Consider the following 17,739-nt stretch of genomic DNA (forward strand, 5'->3'; position numbering starts at 1 on the left):
GAACTGAGGTCAATTCGGGCCTTGAACGCGGCAAAAATTTAACTGTGCGTGACAAAGTCGAAGCCGCTGGGCGGGGTGTGTCGCACATGTTGGGTAAGGAAAAATTCGGGCCGATCAAAGGCCCGCGCAGATCCGTTGAAAGGTAATCCTGTGTAATATTCGGCCTTTTATTTAATCCGCTCATTTATCCCGCTTCGAATGGCCTGGCCGGTGCTGCGCGAAACAACAACAAGATTGGCGGTGTCCGTCCGTCCCCTCTCGTCCGCATGCCGGGTGCGGCGCGCGGCCGCGCTCGCCACCGTCGCTCTCGCCGTGTTCGCGCCACGCGAGGCCGCTGCGGAGGACGTCTGCAAGGTCATCGGCGCAACACCTGCGCGGCCCTCGGTCGGCCTGGTGCTGTCGGGCGGCGGCGCGCGCGGCTACGCGCACCTCGGCGTGCTCAAGGTGCTCGAGGAGAATCGCATTCCGGTCGATTGCATCGCCGGCACGAGCATGGGCGCCGTGGTCGGCGGCCTGTACGCGAGCGGGATGAGCGCGGCCGAGATGGAAGCGCGGCTCGAAAACGTCAACCTCGCCGATATCGCCTTCGACGTGAACGAGCGCTCCGAGCTGCCGCAATCGCAGCGCGAGGACGAGCGTCTCTATGTCGGCAGCCTCGGCTTCGGGCCGGATGGCGTCAAGCTGCCGGCCGGCCTCGTGCAAGGCAACCGCTTCCGCGCGCTGCTGCAGGACTGGACCTCCAGCGTGCCCGGCAACCAGCCGTTCGACGCGCTGCCGATCCCGTACCACGCGATTGCGACCAACCTGCGCACCGGCGACAAGGTCGTGCTCGACCACGGCTCGCTGCCACAGGCGATCCGCGCGAGCATGGCGCTGCCGGGGCTGTTCGCGCCGGCCGACATCGACGGCGTCACGCTCGTCGACGGCGGGCTCGTCAGCAACCTGCCGATCCAAACCGCGCGCGACATGGGCGCGAATGTGGTGATCGCGGTCGATATCGGCTCGCCGCTGCGCCCGCTTGACGCCCTGTCGTCGCCCGCCGACGTGATGCAGCAGACGCTCGGCATCCTGATCCACCAGAACGTCGCGCGGCAGCGCGCGCAGCTCACCGCGAGCGACGTGCTGATCGAGCCGTCGCTCGGCAATCTGAGCTTCACGGACTTCGCGAACGCGCGCGATGCGATTGCCGCGGGCGAAACCGCCGCGCGCGCCGCCTTGCCCAAGCTCCAGCACCTGGCGCTGTCGCCCGAAGCATACGCGGCCTATCGCGCCGCTCACTCGCCGCTGCCCGCCGTGCCGATCCGCGTGACGAGCGTGGTCGTCGAATCGAACGGCGAGGTGCCGCCCAAGCGCGTCCTCGACCACCTGCACGTGAAGGCCGGCGACGTCTACGACCCGGCCAGGATCAACAAGGATCTGCAGGCGCTGACGACCTCGGGCGACTTCGAGAGCGTGACGCAGCAATTGATCAACGACGGCGAGGATCACCGTCTCGTCATCGATGCGCGCGAGAAATCGTGGGGGCCGAACTTCCTCTTGTTCGGTCTCGGCATGTCGAGCAGCTCGGACGACCAGGGCGGTTTTCGCGTCAATCTCGGCTACCGCCGCCCGTGGCTGACGCCGTCGGGGCTGGAGTGGCGCGTCGACAGCATCCTCGGCAGCGATCTGCTCAGTCTCCACACGGAATTGCGCCAGCCGCTGTCGACCTCGTTCGGCTACTACGTCGCGCCCTATGCGGAGTTCCAGCGCCGCTTCGCGAACATCTACGACAACGACACCGGCTTTCGCCTGAACCAGTACCACATCCAGACCGAACGCGCGGGGCTGGATTTCGGCGTGCCGCTCGGGCGCCTCGGCGACTTCCGCATCGGCCTCGCCTATGCCCACGCCTACGGTTCGCCGGTCTACAACGGCTTCGACGACGCGGGCGACAACGGGCTCGCTTATCCCGACTTCTACGGGCGGCAAGTCACCGCGCGCGCCCGGCTCGTCATCGACCAGCTCGACGATCCGCTTTTCCCGCGCAAGGGCTACTTCGCCGATCTGCACGTGGAACGCAGCGCCTTCGGCGGCAGCGACCGGTTCACGGAGCTCTACGGCAAGACCATCGTGGCCGCGAGCCTGGGCCGGCACAGCATCAACGCCAGTGTCGAGGCGGGGGCGGACATCGGCGGCGTGAACGTTGTCAACCCGCTCGGCTTCACGCTCGGCGGCTTCCAGCATCTGTCCGCGTATGCCGCCGACCAGCTCTCCGGCAACTCGCTGCTCTACGCCCAGGTCACGTACCTGAATCAGTTGATGACGTTCAACGTGGCGCCGCTGCGGGGTCTCTTTGCGGGCGTGAGTCTCGAAGCAGGCAACGTCTGGGACCAAGGCGACCGGTTCGGCAGCGGACCGCTCAAGCGCAGCGTCACGTTCTTTTCGAGTGTGACGAGCTCGTTCGGCCCGCTCTACGTCGGCATCGCCTTCGCGCCGGGCGGGCGGCGCAACATCTACTTCCAGCTCGGCCACACGTATTGACGCGGCCTGGGGCCTGTTCACGCCGTTCACACGCCCCCGTCCCGCCTATGCCTGATTCCCCGCCGGCCAGCTCAGTTCGAAGCGCGCGCCCGGCAGCGTCAGCGGTTCGGTCGTGACGATGCGCCCCTTGTGCGCGTGCAGCACCTGCCGCGTGATCGCGAGCCCGAGCCCATAGCCGCCCGTGTTGCGATCGAGCCGCACGAAGGCATCGAAGATGTGCTCGCGCTCGGTCGGCGCGACGCCCGCGCCGTCGTCCTCGACCGCGATCTCGACGTTGCCGTGCGCCATCGCCACCGTCACGAGAATTTGCGCGTTCGCGTACTTGCCGGCGTTGCGCAGCAGATTGCGCATGGCGTAGGACATCAGGCGCTTATCCATCGCCACGCGCACGCCGCGATCGACCTCGACTTGCAGCGTCACCGCCTTGTCGCCGTACAGCAGATTGGCCTCCTTGACCTGCGCGTCGAACCATGCGGCGAGCGGAGTCGGCTCGAGATGCGATTGCAGGGACATGTATTCGAGCCGCGCATAGGTCAGGCTCATCGCGATGAGCTCGTCGAGTTCGGTGACGTCTTGCTCGATGCTCGTCACGGCCGTCTCGTATTCGTGCGCCGACGAGGGCTCGCGCAGGATCTCGAGCGCAAAGCGGGCGCGCGCGAGCGGCGTGCGCAATTCGTGCGAGATGCCGTTGGTCAAATCGCGCTGCGCGGCGATAAGCCGTTCCATGCGCATGGCGAGCGCGTTGAGCGTGCGCGCGAGCGGGCCGATGATCACGCTGTGCGATTCACGCGCGCGGGTGTTGAAGCGCCCGCCCGTGAAGTCGATCGCGCGCTCGCGGACCATCACCAGATCGAGCCAGATCGGTCTGATCCAGCGATAGGCGGCAAGCGCCGGCGCGCCGAAGGCCACCAGCGCGAGCGCGGCCGTCCCGCCCGGCAGCGCTTCGAACGCGCGCCGGACGACCTCCGGGCTCAAGCCGGCCGACAACACCGCGAACGTGCAGATCAGCACGAGCAGCACGAGGCCGAGCAGGTTGAGATAGGCCCGCAGGTACAGCTTCGACCAGCTCGGAATGCGGTCGGCGCGCGTGTCGGTCCAGGTGCGCCGAAAGCGCAGCCAGCGCCATCGGCAATAGCGGAAGGCGGAGAGTCGTCGAGTCGGGTTCGGGGTCATGCAGCCATCTCAAATACTATTCCCACGCCACTTTGCTGAATTGGTAGCCCTTGCCGCGCACGGTCTTGATGCGCTGAGGGTTTGCGGCGTCGTCGCGCAACTTGCGGCGCAGCTTCGAAATGCCGCCGTCGACGGTGCGATCGAGCCCGTCGAACTCGATGCCCCGTAGTTCACGCATCAGGTCGTCGCGGGTCACCACCTCCCCCGCGCATCGCACCAGCGCCCAAAGCAGGTCGAATTCGGCCGACGTCAGGTCCGGCGTGCTGCCGTCGGGGAGCGTCGCCGTGCGCGTCGCGCGGCTGATCGTGAACTTGCCGAAACGGTAGCTCTCCGGTTCGGCCGCCACCTCGCTCGCGCGCACCGGCGCTCGCCTCAGCAGCGCCTTGATTCGCGCGAGCAGCACGCGCGGCTCGACGGGCTTGTGCACGTAGTCATCGGCGCCGAATTCGAAGCCCAGCACTTCGTCGAACTGGTCGTCGCGCGCGGTCACCATGATGATCAAACCGTCGAAGTGTTCGCGCGCCTCGCGGCAGATCTGAAAACCATCCTTGCCCGGCAGGTTGACGTCGAGAATCACGAGGTCGGGGCGGCGCTCGACGATCGCGAGCACCGCTTCGTCGCCATGCAACACGACATCGACCTCGAACTCTTGCTTGCGCAAGTAGCCCGCGACGAGCGCGGAAAGTCGACTATCGTCTTCGACGAGCAAGATCCGGAGTGGCATGGCAATGTGGTCGATGCGGATGGGCGTTACGCCATCGTCCGATCGCTGCGGGCAGCAGCTTGCGAAACGTGCCGCGCAGTGAGACCGGACGCGATGGCAAATTTTTTGATTTCGAGATGATACGACAGCGCGCCAGCCGCATCGCCATGTGTCCTGGCCGCCGCTGGCAGGAAATGATGCCAGGTCGGCATTTGGGAGGCGACCGCTGTCGGTAAAGTGGTATTTCGCGATTTTCCTCTGGAGCAGCCATGCCGCAACACGATGCCAATCATGCCGATGCCACGCCACTTCGTATCGCGATGGTGCTGTTTCCACGGCTCACGCAACTCGATTTCACCGCGCCGTTCGAGGTGTTCGCGCGCGTGCCGGGTGCCGAGGTGGCGGTGGTCAGCGAGACGCTGGAGCCGGTCGTGTCCGATACCGGGCTCGCGATCCTGCCCACTCACACGTTCCAGACGGCCGGCACCGCCGATGTGCTGTTCGTGCCCGGCGGGCCAGGGCAAATCGAGCAGATGGCGAACGCCGCCTTGCTCGACTATCTGCGCCGCGCGGCGGATGGCGCAGCCTGGGTCACGTCCGTTTGCACCGGGTCCCTGCTGCTTGCGGCGGCGGGCCTGCTCCAAGGCTATCGGGCGACCTGCCACTGGCTGTCGATCGATCAATTGAGCCTGTTCGGCGTGGAGCCGCAGCCTAGCCGGGTCGTCGTCGACCGCAATAGGATTACCGGCGCAGGCATCACGTCGGGGATCGACTTCGCGCTCGAAGTCGTTGCCAAGCTGCGCGGCGGCGACTTGGCGAGACGTCTGACGCTGCAGCTCGAATACGATCCCGAGCCGCCGTTTCGCACCGGCAATCCGCGCGTCGCGGATGCGGCGCTCGTCGAGGCCGCGCGGCGCAATGCTGCGCCGATGCTCGAAGAGCGGCGGCGTCAGTCGCTGGCCGCGGCGGCGCGGTTGGGCGTGCGGCCCGGGTTGTAGCCCGGTTAGTGGCCCGATGAAGCGCCAGGTTGACCTGACGCCGGTCGCTCGAACTCCGGGTCACCGCTGCGCTCAGGCGACTTCGCGCAACGTCTCCGGATCGAACACGAGTTGCACGGGCGTGCCCGGCGCATGCAAATCCGCCGCGGACCGGTTCAGCACGTCCACCGACAGCACCAACCCCGATGCCCGCACGCGATAGCGAATCACGTTGCCGAGCAGGCTGTGCCCCTCGACTTCACCGCCAACGGTCACCCCCGCCGGCCGCGCGTCGGCGGGCACGAGGCGAATCGACTCGGGACGGATCGCGACCGGGTTCGCAAACGGCTGTTGCAGCAACGAGCCGGCCTCGGCGGCATCGAGCACGTTGTAGGCGCCCATGAAACCCGCCGCGAAGCGGTTGGCGGGCGAGGTGTAGAGCGCTTCCGCCGAGCCGCTTTGCACGATCTGCCCTTGGTTCATCAGCACGATCCGATCGGAGATCGTCAGCGCCTCCTCCTGATCGTGCGTGACGAAAATCGTCGTCAGCTGCAGCTCCTGCTGAATGCGCCGAATTTGCTCGCGCAGATGCTTGCGGATGCGCGCATCGAGCGCCGACAGCGGCTCGTCGAGCAGCAGCACGCGCGGCCGCGTCACGAGCGAGCGCGCCAGCGCGACGCGCTGGCTCTGTCCGCCCGACAACTGCCGCGGGTAGCGCGCCTCGAAGCCGTTCAGCTCGACGAGCGCGATCGCCTCGGCCACGCGTTTCGCGATCTCGCCCGCTTCGACTTTCTGCATACGCAGCCCGAACGCGACGTTCTGCTCCACCGTCATGTTCGGAAAGAGCGCATAGCTCTGAAACACCATCGCCACGCCGCGCTTTTGCGGTGCGACCGGTACGACGTCCTTGCCTTCGATCACAATGCTGCCGCCGTCCACCGGCGTGAGCCCGGCGATACAGCGCAACAGCGTGGACTTGCCGCAGCCGCTCGGGCCGAGCAGCGTCACGAGCTCGCCGCGCTCGGCCGCGAAGTCGATGTCGCGAAACACGGACGTCTGCCCGTACGCTTTGTTGAGTCCTTGGACGTTGACGAAACTCATGACGATTGCCCTTCGGATTTGTCGCGCGCGAGCCGGGTCATCGCCCAGGTCGACAGCAGCACGAAGACGAAATAGGAGATCACGATTGCGCTCGTGAAATGACCGCTGTCGTTGCGCTTGTTGTTCAGATAGACCTGCAGTGTTTCGTAGGTCGTGCCGACGAGCAGGTTGGCGAACACGAATTCGCCGATCAGAAACGAGAACGACAGGAACAGCGCGACCGCCAGGCCTTTTTTCAGGTTCGGCAGCACGACGAGCCACGCGGCTTGCGCCGTGCTCGCGCCGAGCAGATGCGCGGCGTCCATCAGATCGGGCAGATTGATCGCCTGGAGGTTGTTGCCGATCGCGCGATAGATGAACGGCAGCGCGATCGTAAAGTAGCAGCCGATCAAGATCCACGGCGTGCCGACCATCGGCAGCGGGCCGTCGCCGTAGAGTTGCAGCAGGCCGACCGACGATACGACCGGCGGCACCGCGAACGGCAGCAGGATCAGGATGTTCATCACGCCGTCGAGCCGCGGGAACCGGTAGTGAATCACGAACATCGCCGGCAGCACGAGCACGACGCTGGCGACAAGCGCCCCGCCGCAGACGATCAGCGAGCGCGCGAACGCGAGCAGAAAGCGCGGCTCGCTCCACAGCATGACGTACCACTTGAGCGTGAGGCCGCTCGGCAACACGGTCGCGCCCCATTCGGTCGCGAGCGAATACAGGAGCGTGGCGACGAGCGGCAGCGCGAGCACCGCGAACAGCGCGCAGACGACCGCGCGATGCCACAGCACGTGGTGTGCGCCGTGCCGTGGCCGCTTCGGCGCGGCCGCCGCCAGCGGGACCGAAACGTCAACGCGCGACATGGTAGCTCCTCTTCAGCAGCCATTGATGCGCGATCGTGACGATCGTCATCAAGCCGACGAGCACCATCGCCAGCGCGCTCGCCATGTTCGGGTCGAGCGAGGTGTCGCCGGCGACGAGGCTCGAGATGCGGATCGGCAGCACGTTGTAGTTGCCGGTCGTCAGCGCATAGACGGTTGCGTATGCACCCAACGCGTTCGCAAACAGAATGACGAACGTGCCGAGCAACGCCGGCGTCAGCACCGGCAGACCGATATGGCGCCAGAATTGCCAGCCGCTCGCGCCGAGCAGCGAGGCGGATTCGCGCCAGTCTTCGCGCAGCGCGTCGAACGCGGGATAGAGCAGCAGTACCCCGAGCGGAATCTGAAAGTACGTATAGAGGATGATGAGGCCCGTCTTCGAGTACAGATTGAAGCCCTGCATCCAGCCCCATTGACGGAGCAGCAGCGTGAGGCACCCATTGAAGCCGAGCAGGATGATGAACGCGAACGCGAGCGGCACGCCCGCAAAATTGCTCGTCATATTGGAAAACGCCATCACGACGTCGCGCAAACGTCCCTCCGTCTGCCGCAGCGAATAGCTGCCGAGCACAGCGACGGCGAGCCCGATGAGACTCGACCAGGCGGAAATGTCGAGGCTGTGCCCGATCGCCTGCCGATAGAACGGCGACGACACCGCATCGAGATAATTCTGCGCACTCCAGCCGCTATCGGTGAGCGCGCTGTGCACGGCGACCCAGACGAGCGGCCCGATCTGAAACACGCAGAACACGACTGCAAACGGCAGCAGGCAAAGCGCCGCGAGCCACTTGCCGGATTTCTCGGACGTCGCCTTCATCGCTTGAGCAACGCCTCGCAGACCGGCTTGTCGTGCTCGACGCCGAGCACGGCGCACAGCGTGCCGCACAAATCGGTTTGGCGCGGACGCGCCTGCGGATCGAAGCTGAACGCGTCGCCGAACACGAAGAGCGGCACCTCGCGCTCCTCGGGCAGCACGCCGCCGTGTGTGCGGTCGTCGTTCATGCCGTGGTCCGACGTGACGACGACCTGATAGCCCGCTTCGAGCCACGCGTCGAGGTACTGCGACATCACGACGCCCGCTTGGCGCGCCGCATTGCGATAGTGCGGCGACGCGAGGCCATGCGCGTGCCCGGCGTCGTCGATATTCATCGGATGCACGAGCAGGAAATTCGGACGATGCTTCGCGCGCAGGCTTTCGGCATCGTCGAACAGATGCGAATCGGGGTAGTGACCCGCGTAGTAGAACGTGCCGTATTGAATCGGCAGTTCGGGCGCGGCCGTGTGGCGGTCGCGCGCGGCATCGAACGGCGTGCGGTTGTACAGCTCGCTGATCCAGTAATAGGCGGCGGCAGCCGTGGTCCGGCCGGCCGCGCGCGCATAGTGGAACACGCTCTTTTGATTCGACAGCCGCGCAACGCCGTTGTGTACGACACCGCTTTTGACCGGCGGCACGCCGGTCAGGATGCATTCGTAAAGCGGCCGCGACAGCGACGGGAGCTCGCACTCGAGGCGGTACAGGTGCCCTCGCCCCGCGGCGACGAGCGCCTGCAAGTGGCCGAGGGTATCGTAGGCAACCTGGAAGTTCAGGCCGTCGAGCACTACCAGAATCACGTCGCGTCGCATGGCTCTACCAATACCATTCGATTACTGCATGTTGATGATGACCTGGTCCTGCCAGAGACGCGGCAGGCGCTTGGTCGTCGCCTCCCACGCGGCGGTGTCCTTGATCGGGCGAACGTGCGCGTATTCGCTGTTCGGCAGGAGCTTCGCCGTCACGTCGGCCGGCATCGTCAGATGCTCGGCGCGGATCGGACGTGCATAGCCGCGCGCGAGGTTGATCTGGCCGGCGTCGCTGAAGATGTACTCACGCGCGAACTTCGCTGCGTTCGGGTGCTTCGCGTACTTGTTGATGATCGTCGTGTAGCCCGAAATCACCGAGCCGTCGCTCGGGATCACCACGTCGAAGCGCTTCGGATCGATCTGGTCGCGGTAGTTCAAGCCGTTGAAATCCCACACCACGCCGACATCGATCTCGCCCTTTTCGAGCGTCGCGATGGTCGGGTTCGACAGTGACAGACGGCCTTGCTTGGCGAGCTTCGCGAAGAAGTCGAGTGCGGGCGCGATGTTCTTCTCGTCGCCGCCGTTCGCGTAGGCCGCGGCCAGCACGCCGTTGACCGCTTGCGCGGCGGTGCTCACGTCGCCGATCGACACCTTGTACTTGCCCTTGAGCAGATCCGCCCAGCTCTTCGGCTCGTCTTGCACCGTCTGCTTGTTGATGATGAAGGCGATGCTTCCGGTATAGGCTAACGCCCAGTTACCGTCCTTGTCCTTTGCCCAGGCCGGGACCTGGTCCCAGGTGCTCGGCTTGTACGGCTGGGCCACGCCCTGCTGCACCGCGACGGGGCCGAACGATGCGCCGACGTCGCCGATATCGGCCGTCGCATTGCCCTTCTCCGCGACGAACTTGGCGATTTCCTGCGCCGAGCTCATGTCGGTGTCGGCGTGCTTGATGCCGAACTTGCTCGACAGATCGCCCCAGGTGCCCTTCCAGTTCGCCCAGGTGTCGGGCATGCCGACGCTGTTGACCTGGCCTTCCGCCTTGGCGGACGATTCCAGCGCGTTGAGATCGGCGGCGAACGCGCTCGCGGCGTTCAACGCGATGACGGTGCCCAGAAGGGACGCCAGCAGGTGTTTCATTCGATGCTCCTCGTGAGTGGTCGGTTATTACGAACGTCGACGAACTTGCTGGGCCGCCTTCGCCCTCGCGTAAACTGCGCGGCGCACCCCGGGCCTCAGTTTACGCGAGTCAAAAACATGTGGTCTAGATCAGCAAGATTGCGCGCAGTCTAATTCCGCTCGATGAAAATTCTGTGTCAGCGCTAGACTGTTCGTCCATGCTTTCCACGCGGGCCGCATCCGGCGGAATCGCCCCGGCAACCGGATAGGCATTGCGTGCCGCAGCGCGGTAGAGTGTGTGAAAAGATGGTGCACTGTCACAGTTCGGCCATCTTTCACAGGTACGGTGCGAATTAAGCGACGGAGCAAGAATCGCACAAAAAGACGAAAACTGTGCCCGCCAACGGGCTGGACTATGCCAATTAGAGACTCAATTCAAGTCGACGCGCCGCGAACCACGGCGCGCATCTGCCGCGCGCTGACAGAGCAGATCGACCGTAGCCTCCTGCCGCCCGGCAGCCGCCTGCCCGCCGAGCGCAAGCTGAGCGAATTGTTCGCCACCACCCGCATCACGCTGCGCGAGGCGCTCGGCCAGCTCGAGGCGCAGGGCCTCATCTATCGCGAGAAGCAGCGCGGCTGGTTCGTCGCGCCGCCGCGCATTCTGTACGACCCGCTCAAGCGCACGCACTTCGAGGCGATGGTCCGCGAACAGGGGCGCGAGCCCGGCACGGAGGTGCTGTCCGCCGAGCTGATTCCGGCGAGCGCGGCGATCTGCGAGATGCTCACGCTGCCTGCGCTCTCCAGCGTCATCCAGATTCGCCGGGCACGCTCGATCGATGCGCGCGCCGTGCTGTACGTCGAGCACTATCTGAATCCCGCGTACTTCCCGGGCATACTCGATTTCGACTTGCGCCAGTCCCTGACCGGGCTCTACGCCAGCGAGTACGGCATCCGTTACGGGCGCGTGCAATTCGCCATGGTGCCGTCGGTGCTGCATCGTCAGGCGGCCGCGCCGCTGAAGGTCGCCGAAGGCACGCCGGCACTGCACATCACGCGCGTGAACTGCGACCAGCATGGTCGGCTGATCGACTGCGACCTCGAGTACTGGCGCCACGACGCGATCCGCGTGTGCGTCGACGTGCCCGATCGGACGGACCTCTAACGCGTTCGCGTTCAGGTCTGGGGAATCGCCCGGCGCGCAAGCGGACCTAGGCGATTCCCTATATCGAGCGTGCTTAAACCAACCGGTCACGCGCGGTGTCTATAATCGAAGTCGCAATTCCCCCCTCACCGTGCGAAAGCATCGGCATCGCAAGCGTTTCGCGCGGCTCCCCCTCTAAGCGCACGCCAAGGAGACTGGACATGACTATCCGCATCGGAGAAGAAGCACCCGATTTCACGGCTGAAACGACCGAAGGACAGATCAAGTTTCACGAATGGATCGGCGACAGCTGGGCCATCCTCTTCTCGCATCCGAAAGACTTCACCCCCGTCTGCACGACCGAGCTAGGCTACATGGCCGGGTTGAAGTCGGAATTCGAAAAGCGCAATACGAAGATCATCGGGCTCTCCATCGATCCGGTAAGCGACCATGAGAAATGGGTAGGCGATATCGAAGAGACTCAGGGGCATGCGGTCAACTATCCGATGATCGGCGACCCGGATCTGATCGTCGCGAAGCTTTACGACATGATCCACCCGAACGCGAGCGGCGCCGCCCCGCGCACGGCGGCCGACAACGCGACCATCCGCTCCGTGTTCCTGATCGGGCCGGACAAGAAAGTGAAAGCGATGTTTGTCTATCCGATGAGCGCGGGCCGCAATTTCGACGAAGTGCTGCGTCTGCTCGATGCGCTGCAAATCAACGCCAAGCATGGGGTGGCGACGCCCGTGAACTGGCGCCCCGGCGACGACGTCATCATTCCGACGTCCGTTTCGGATGAGGATGCGAAGAAGAAATTCCCGCAAGGCTTCAAGACGCTCAAGCCGTATCTGCGGGTAGTGGCGCAGCCCAAGTAACTTATCGGGCGGCGTATTTGACGGCTGATCTTTGAATCAAACCCAGGCGGTGGCGCGGCAGCAAAGTATGCAACGCCACCGCCTGCCTTATTTCGTCTTATCGTTACGTCGTACTAAGCATCTGCGGTCCGCGATATCAGCCTCAAAACCGCTTCATGATCTCCGATTCAAACGCCGCATTCCGTTCTTCGGCGGCCTCGATCGGGTCCGTCGACTCGTCGACGAAGAACTCGGCACGCTCTGCCAAGGATCTCGTGTCGTCGTAGTCGAGACCCTCGTCGTCCTCGTCCGGCGGCTGCAGCATGTCGTGCAGCATGGCTTTCAACTCCGGCGTGTCCCACTTCTTGCCCTGCTGCTTGCGGACTTTTATGTAGTGCCTCACTTCAGCATCCTGCTCAGGCGTCAAGGGAAGCCCGCGAAAGGTACGGCCTGGGTCGATATCAGCCATGATTTTCTCCAGCAATCCGCTCGTTCATGCCGAGTGTAGCGCTAATTCGTATGCGTAAGAACAGGGTAAGCCCATTCCACGCGTGAGCGCAATTGGTTATCAAAGTCCGCCAATGGCGTGCAATTCGCATTGAAAGCGGTTGGCGCAGACAGACTCCCCCGTTCAGCGGGTGGCAAATAGCGTCACGCAGAATGACCGTTTTCGACATTGAGCCGCGTGCTGCGCGCGCATAACCTTAGCCCGAACCGCTTAGATACGAACGGGCGTGCGCAAGCCGCGATCGGCTTGGCACGGCGCTTCATGGCCGAATTCCCGGCCGCTTTGCCCTCGACGTTTCGACGCATTTCGCTCCGCTTCGCCCCTATTCGATCGACAAGCTCGACCCTCCAGCCATGACGCCAGCCCAACCCTTGCTCAACTCCCCAGGCGCGCGCTTCCGCGCCGCCGTGGCCGCCGAAGCGCCGCTTCAAGTCGTCGGCGCCATCAGCGCCTATGCCGCGAAAATGGCCGAGGCCACGGGCTTCAAGGCCGTCTATCTGTCGGGCGGCGGGGTCGCCGCGAACTCGCTCGGCGTGCCCGATCTCGGCATCAGCGCGATGGAAGACGTGCTGATCGACGCGCGCCGGATCACCGACGCCTGCCCGCTGCCGCTGCTCGTCGACATCGATACCGGCTGGGGCGGCGCCTTCAACATCGCGCGCACGATCCGCTCGTTCATCAAGGCGGGCGTCGCCGCCGTGCATCTCGAGGACCAGGTCGGGCAGAAGCGCTGCGGTCATCGGCCAGGCAAAGAAGTCGTGCCGAAGGAGGAGATGGTCGATCGCGTGAAAGCGGCCGTCGATGCGCGCACCGACGATCAATTCGTCATCATGGCGCGCACCGATGCGGCGGCAGTCGTTGGTCTCGACGCGGCGATCGAGCGCGCGGTCGCCTATGTCGAAGCGGGCGCGGACATGATCTTCCCCGAAGCGATGGGCACCCTCGACGACTACCGCCGCTTCAAGGCCGCGGTCAAGGTGCCGATCCTCGCGAACCTCACGGAATTCGGCTCGACGCCGTTCTTCACGACCGACGAGCTGAAGCGCGCGAACGTCGACATCGCGCTCTACTGCTGCGGCGCGTATCGCGCGATGAACGCGGCAGCGCTCAATTTCTACGAGACCGTCAAGCGCGACGGCACGCAAAAGGCCGCTGTCGAAACGATGCAGACGCGCGCGGACCTCTACAAGTATCTCGGCTACCACGCGTACGAAGACAAGCTCGATGCGCTCTTCGCCGCGAAGAAATGACACCACTTTGAATCTGGAGGACGACACCATGAGCGAAGCAGACAACAGCACGGCAGGCACGCCCGGCTTCAAGCCGAAGAAATCGGTGGCGCTCTCGGGCGTCACGGCGGGCAACACGGCGCTGTGCACGGTCGGGCGCACCGGCAACGACTTGCACTACCGCGGCTACGACATCCTCGATGTCGCGACGACCTGCGAGTTCGAGGAAATCGCCTACCTGCTCGTGCACGAAAAGCTGCCGACGCAGGCCGAACTCACCGCCTACAAGACCAAGCTCAAGGCGCTGCGCGGCCTGCCCGCGAACGTGAAGGCCGCGCTCGAATGGATCCCGGCCTCGGCGCACCCGATGGACGTGATGCGCACCGGCGTGTCGATCCTCGGCACCGTGCTGCCCGAGAAAGACGACCACAACCTCGCCGGCGCGCGTGACATCGCCGATCGCCTGATGGCCTCGCTCGGCTCGTTGCTGCTCTATTGGTACCACTACTCGCACAACGGCCGCCGCATCGAAGTGGAGACCGACGACGATTCGATCGGCGGCCACTTCCTGCACCTGCTGCACGGCAAGGAGCCGTCGAAGGCGTGGGTCGACGCGATGCATACCTCGCTGAACCTCTACGCCGAGCACGAATTCAACGCCTCGACCTTCACCGGCCGCGTGATCGCGGGCACGGGCTCGGACCTCTACTCGGCGATCACCGGCGCGATCGGCGCGCTGCGCGGCCCGAAGCACGGCGGCGCCAACGAAGCCGCGTTCGAGATCCAGTCGCGCTACCAGACGCCCGACGAGGCCGAAGCGGACATCCGCCGCCGCGTCGAAGCGAAGGAAGTCGTGATCGGCTTCGGCCACCCGGTCTACACGATCTCGGATCCGCGCAACAAGGTCATCAAGGAAGTCGCGAAGAAGCTCTCGAAGGACGCGGGCAACCTGAAGCTGTTCAACATCGCCGAGCGGCTCGAGACGGTGATGTGGGACGTGAAAAAGATGTTCCCGAACCTCGACTGGTTCAGCGCCGTGTCGTATCACATGATGGGCGTGCCGACGGCCATGTTCACGCCGCTGTTCGTCATCTCGCGTACCTCGGGCTGGGCCGCCCACATCATCGAGCAGCGCATCGACAACAAGATCATCCGCCCCAGCGCGAATTACACGGGCCCGGAAGACTTGAAATTCGTGCCGATCGAGAAACGCTGATTAGGAAAGGGGATAATGCGCGCTAAAGCTCGATAAAGCTCGCATGGTCCCCTGACCTTCTCGCTGATGTGCTCGATTACGACCCGCGTTTTCCCCACGCTATGAACACCGCAAACCGCAAACCCCTGCCCGGCACCGCGCTGGATTATTTCGACACGCGCGCAGCCGTCGAAGCGATCGAACCCGGCGCCTACGACAAGCTGCCCTACACCTCGCGCGTGCTCGCCGAGAATCTCGTGCGACGGTGCGATCCCGCTACGCTTACCGCCTCGCTCGAGCAGATCATCGAACGCAAGCGCGAGCTCGATTTCCCGTGGTTCCCGGCGCGCGTCGTGTGCCACGACATCCTCGGCCAGACCGCGCTCGTCGACCTTGCCGGCCTACGCGATGCGATCGCCGAGCAAGGCGGCGACCCGGCGCTCGTCAACCCGGTCGTACCCGTGCAGCTGATCGTCGACCATTCGCTCGCCGTCGAATGCGGCGGCTTCGACCCGGATGCGTTCGCGAAGAACCGCGCGATCGAAGACCGTCGGAACGTTGACCGCTTCGACTTCATCAACTGGACCAAGAAGGCGTTCAAGAACGTCGACGTGATCCCGCCGGGCAACGGCATCATGCATCAGATCAATCTGGAGCGGATGAGCCCGGTGATCCACGCGGTGAACGGCGTGGCCTACCCCGACACGCTCGTCGGCACCGACAGCCACACGCCGCACGTCGACGCGCTGGGCGTGATCGCCATCGGCGTGGGTGGGCTCGAAGCCGAGAACGTGATGCTCGGGCGCGCGTCGTGGATGCGCTTGCCGGACATCGTCGGCGTGGAGCTCTCGGGCAAGCGCCAGCCCGGCATCACCGCCACCGACATCGTGCTCGCGCTGACCGAGTTTCTGCGCAAGGAAAAGGTCGTGGGCGCGTATCTGGAGTTCCGCGGAGAAGGCGCGTCGAGCCTCACGCTCGGCGACCGCGCCACGATCTCGAACATGGCGCCCGAATACGGCGCCACGGCGGCGATGTTCTACATCGATGAGCAGACCCTCGCCTACCTGCGCCTGACGGGCCGCGCCGAGGAGCAGGTCAAGCTCGTCGAAACGTACGCAAAAACCGCCGGCCTGTGGGCCGATACGCTGAAGCACGCCGAATACGAGCGCGTGCTGGAGTTCGATCTCTCGACCGTGGTCCGCAACATGGCGGGTCCGTCGAATCCGCACAAGCGGCTGCCGACGTCCGATCTGGCCGCGCGCGGCATCGCCGGCAAGTGGGAAGACGTGCCCGGCCAGATGCCCGACGGCGCCGTCATCATCGCGGCCATCACGAGCTGCACGAACACGAGCAATCCGCGCAATGTGATCGCGGCGGCCCTGCTCGCGCGCAACGCCAACGCGCGCGGCTTGACGCGCAAGCCGTGGGTCAAGTCCTCGCTCGCGCCGGGCTCCAAGGCGGTTGAGCTCTACCTCGAAGAAGCAAAGCTGCTGCCCGAGCTGGAGCAGCTCGGCTTCGGCATCGTCGCGTTCGCGTGCACCACGTGCAACGGCATGTCGGGCGCGCTCGATCCGGCGATCCAGCAGGAGATCATCGACCGCGACCTGTACGCGACCGCCGTGCTGTCGGGCAATCGCAACTTCGACGGCCGCATCCATCCGTATGCGAAGCAAGCCTTCCTCGCGTCGCCGCCGCTGGTAGTCGCTTACGCGATTGCCGGCACGATCCGCTTCGATATCGAGCAGGACGCACTTGGCGCGGATCAGGGCGGCAAGCCGGTCTATCTGAAGGACATCTGGCCGAGCGACGAGGAGATCGACGCGATCGTCGCGCAAAGCGTGAAGCCCGAGCAATTCCGCAAGGTCTATGAGCCGATGTTCGCCGTCACGACCGCCGGCAGCGAGCCGATCAATCCGCTTTACGACTGGCGCGCGCAAAGCACCTACATCCGCCGTCCGCCGTACTGGGAAGGCGCGCTGGCGGGCGAGCGCACGCTGCGCGGCCTGCGTCCGCTGGCAGTTCTCGGCGACAACATCACCACCGATCACCTCTCGCCGTCCAACGCGATCCTTGCGGACAGCGCCGCCGGCGAATACCTCGCGAAGATGGGCTTGCCGGAGGAAGACTTCAACTCCTACGCGACTCACCGAGGCGACCACCTCACCGCGCTGCGCGCCACCTTCGCGAACCCGACGCTCGTCAACGAGATGGCGGTGGTCGACGGCCAGGTGAAGAAGGGATCGCTCGCGCGCGTCGAGCCGGAAGGCCGCGTCACGCGCATGTGGGAAGCGATCGAGACCTACATGGACCGCAAGCAGCCGCTCATCATCATCGCCGGGGCGGACTACGGCCAGGGCTCGTCGCGCGACTGGGCGGCCAAGGGCGTGCGTCTGGCGGGCACGGAAGCGATCGTCGCCGAAGGGTTCGAGCGCATTCACCGCACGAACCTCGTCGGCATGGGCGTGCTGCCGCTCGAGTTCAAGCCCGGCGTGAATCGCGTGACGCTCGGCATCGACGGCACCGAAACGTTCGACGTGATCGGCGAGCGCAAGCCGCGTGCGGACCTCACGCTCGTCATCCATCGCAAGAACGGCGAGCGCGTGGAAGCGGCCGTGACCTGCCGGCTCGACACCGCCGAGGAGGTTTCGATCTACGAAGCGGGCGGCGTGCTGCAGCGCTTCGCACAGGACTTCCTCGAGTCGTCGAAGGCGGCTTGATGAAAGCTGAATAACAGCACGTTCAGGCATCATCTGCGGGCGGCACTCTAATGTGCCGCTCGCCGTTTCA

Annotated in this window: 16 protein-coding genes; 7 read left to right on the plus strand and 9 right to left on the minus strand. The window is 64.9% G+C overall.

All coding sequences use genetic code 11. The features are described 5' to 3' along the window. Positions 1-198 precede the first annotated feature (198 nt). Positions 199-2,520 carry a patatin-like phospholipase family protein gene (locus FAZ95_RS32460; RefSeq protein ID WP_137336496.1) on the plus strand — a complete coding sequence of 774 codons (2,322 nt, stop codon included), beginning with the start codon at positions 199-201 and terminating at the stop codon, positions 2,518-2,520. Positions 2,521-2,565: 45 nt separating this feature from the next. Here the strand turns inward: FAZ95_RS32460 and FAZ95_RS32465 are convergent, their stop codons facing one another. Genes FAZ95_RS32465 through FAZ95_RS39805 form a run of 3 tightly spaced genes read right to left on the minus strand, consistent with a single transcriptional unit; the run spans position 2,566 to position 4,689 of the window. Beyond that, positions 2,566-3,693, minus strand: a complete 1,128-nt coding sequence (locus FAZ95_RS32465; protein ID WP_137336497.1) for an ATP-binding protein — start codon at positions 3,691-3,693, stop codon at positions 2,566-2,568. Positions 3,694-3,709: 16 nt separating this feature from the next. Next, the gene (locus FAZ95_RS32470; RefSeq protein ID WP_137336498.1) at positions 3,710-4,417 is read right to left on the minus strand and encodes a response regulator; all 708 of its coding nucleotides are present in this window, start codon (positions 4,415-4,417) and stop codon (positions 3,710-3,712) included. 26 nt (positions 4,418-4,443) lie between these two features. Continuing rightward, a complete protein-coding gene (locus FAZ95_RS39805; protein ID WP_137336499.1) occupies positions 4,444-4,689 on the minus strand; it encodes a hypothetical protein in 246 nt (81 codons plus the stop codon). On the opposite strand from FAZ95_RS39805, the gene FAZ95_RS32480 reads away from it, so the two are divergent. Then, complete coding sequence (locus tag FAZ95_RS32480; protein ID WP_137336500.1) at positions 4,666-5,394, plus strand: DJ-1/PfpI family protein; 729 nt, start codon at positions 4,666-4,668, stop codon at positions 5,392-5,394. The two genes, FAZ95_RS39805 and FAZ95_RS32480, sit on opposite strands and share 24 nt — an antisense overlap. 72 nt (positions 5,395-5,466) lie before the next feature. On the opposite strand, the gene FAZ95_RS32485 is transcribed toward FAZ95_RS32480, so the two are convergent. From FAZ95_RS32485 to FAZ95_RS32505, 5 genes are read right to left on the minus strand one after another with little or no spacing between them, the layout of a single operon-like run. After that, on the minus strand, positions 5,467-6,474 hold the full coding sequence (locus tag FAZ95_RS32485; protein WP_137336501.1) for an ABC transporter ATP-binding protein: 1,008 nt from the start codon (positions 6,472-6,474) through the stop codon (positions 5,467-5,469). Next, positions 6,471-7,328 (minus strand): ABC transporter permease, encoded by an 858-nt coding sequence (locus tag FAZ95_RS32490; protein WP_137336502.1) that lies wholly within the window; start codon positions 7,326-7,328, stop codon positions 6,471-6,473. Before FAZ95_RS32490 ends, FAZ95_RS32485 begins: the two co-directional genes overlap by 4 nt. Beyond that, positions 7,315-8,163: an ABC transporter permease gene (locus FAZ95_RS32495; protein WP_137336503.1), complete on the minus strand. Its 849-nt coding sequence runs from the start codon at positions 8,161-8,163 to the stop codon at positions 7,315-7,317. Before FAZ95_RS32495 ends, FAZ95_RS32490 begins: the two co-directional genes overlap by 14 nt. Next, complete coding sequence (locus tag FAZ95_RS32500; RefSeq protein ID WP_137336504.1) at positions 8,160-8,969, minus strand: alkaline phosphatase family protein; 810 nt, start codon at positions 8,967-8,969, stop codon at positions 8,160-8,162. The genes FAZ95_RS32495 and FAZ95_RS32500 overlap by 4 nt, the downstream gene beginning before the upstream one ends. Positions 8,970-8,990: 21 nt before the next feature. Continuing rightward, the gene (locus FAZ95_RS32505) at positions 8,991-10,043 is read right to left on the minus strand and encodes an ABC transporter substrate-binding protein (RefSeq protein WP_137336505.1); all 1,053 of its coding nucleotides are present in this window, start codon (positions 10,041-10,043) and stop codon (positions 8,991-8,993) included. A gap of 394 nt (positions 10,044-10,437) precedes the next feature. Here FAZ95_RS32505 and FAZ95_RS32510 point away from each other — a divergent pair, with 394 nt between their 5' ends. Both FAZ95_RS32510 and FAZ95_RS32515 read left to right on the plus strand, forming a co-directional pair. Then, positions 10,438-11,184, plus strand: coding sequence for a UTRA domain-containing protein (locus FAZ95_RS32510; RefSeq protein WP_137336506.1), 747 nt, complete (start codon positions 10,438-10,440; stop codon positions 11,182-11,184). A 200-nt stretch (positions 11,185-11,384) separates the two neighbouring features. Continuing rightward, complete coding sequence (locus tag FAZ95_RS32515) at positions 11,385-12,041, plus strand: peroxiredoxin (protein ID WP_137336507.1); 657 nt, start codon at positions 11,385-11,387, stop codon at positions 12,039-12,041. A gap of 142 nt (positions 12,042-12,183) precedes the next feature. Here FAZ95_RS32515 and FAZ95_RS32520 read toward each other — a convergent pair whose 3' ends face one another. Then, the gene (locus tag FAZ95_RS32520) at positions 12,184-12,489 is read right to left on the minus strand and encodes a hypothetical protein (RefSeq protein ID WP_137336508.1); all 306 of its coding nucleotides are present in this window, start codon (positions 12,487-12,489) and stop codon (positions 12,184-12,186) included. Positions 12,490-12,881: 392 nt separating this feature from the next. Between FAZ95_RS32520 and prpB the strand changes: the two genes are divergently transcribed. The 3 genes from prpB (at position 12,882) to acnD (ending at position 17,669) form a co-directional block, all read left to right on the plus strand. Further along, positions 12,882-13,778, plus strand: a complete 897-nt coding sequence (gene prpB, locus FAZ95_RS32525) for a methylisocitrate lyase (protein ID WP_137336509.1) — start codon at positions 12,882-12,884, stop codon at positions 13,776-13,778. Between the two features lie 28 nt (positions 13,779-13,806). Beyond that, the gene (gene prpC / locus FAZ95_RS32530; protein WP_137336510.1) at positions 13,807-14,973 is read left to right on the plus strand and encodes a bifunctional 2-methylcitrate synthase/citrate synthase; all 1,167 of its coding nucleotides are present in this window, start codon (positions 13,807-13,809) and stop codon (positions 14,971-14,973) included. A 101-nt stretch (positions 14,974-15,074) separates the two neighbouring features. Continuing rightward, positions 15,075-17,669 carry a Fe/S-dependent 2-methylisocitrate dehydratase AcnD gene (gene acnD / locus FAZ95_RS32535; protein WP_137336511.1) on the plus strand — a complete coding sequence of 865 codons (2,595 nt, stop codon included), beginning with the start codon at positions 15,075-15,077 and terminating at the stop codon, positions 17,667-17,669. Positions 17,670-17,739: the final 70 nt, after the last annotated feature.

The sequence above is a fragment of the Trinickia violacea genome, from assembly GCF_005280735.1.
Lineage (GTDB): Bacteria > Pseudomonadota > Gammaproteobacteria > Burkholderiales > Burkholderiaceae > Trinickia_A > Trinickia_A violacea.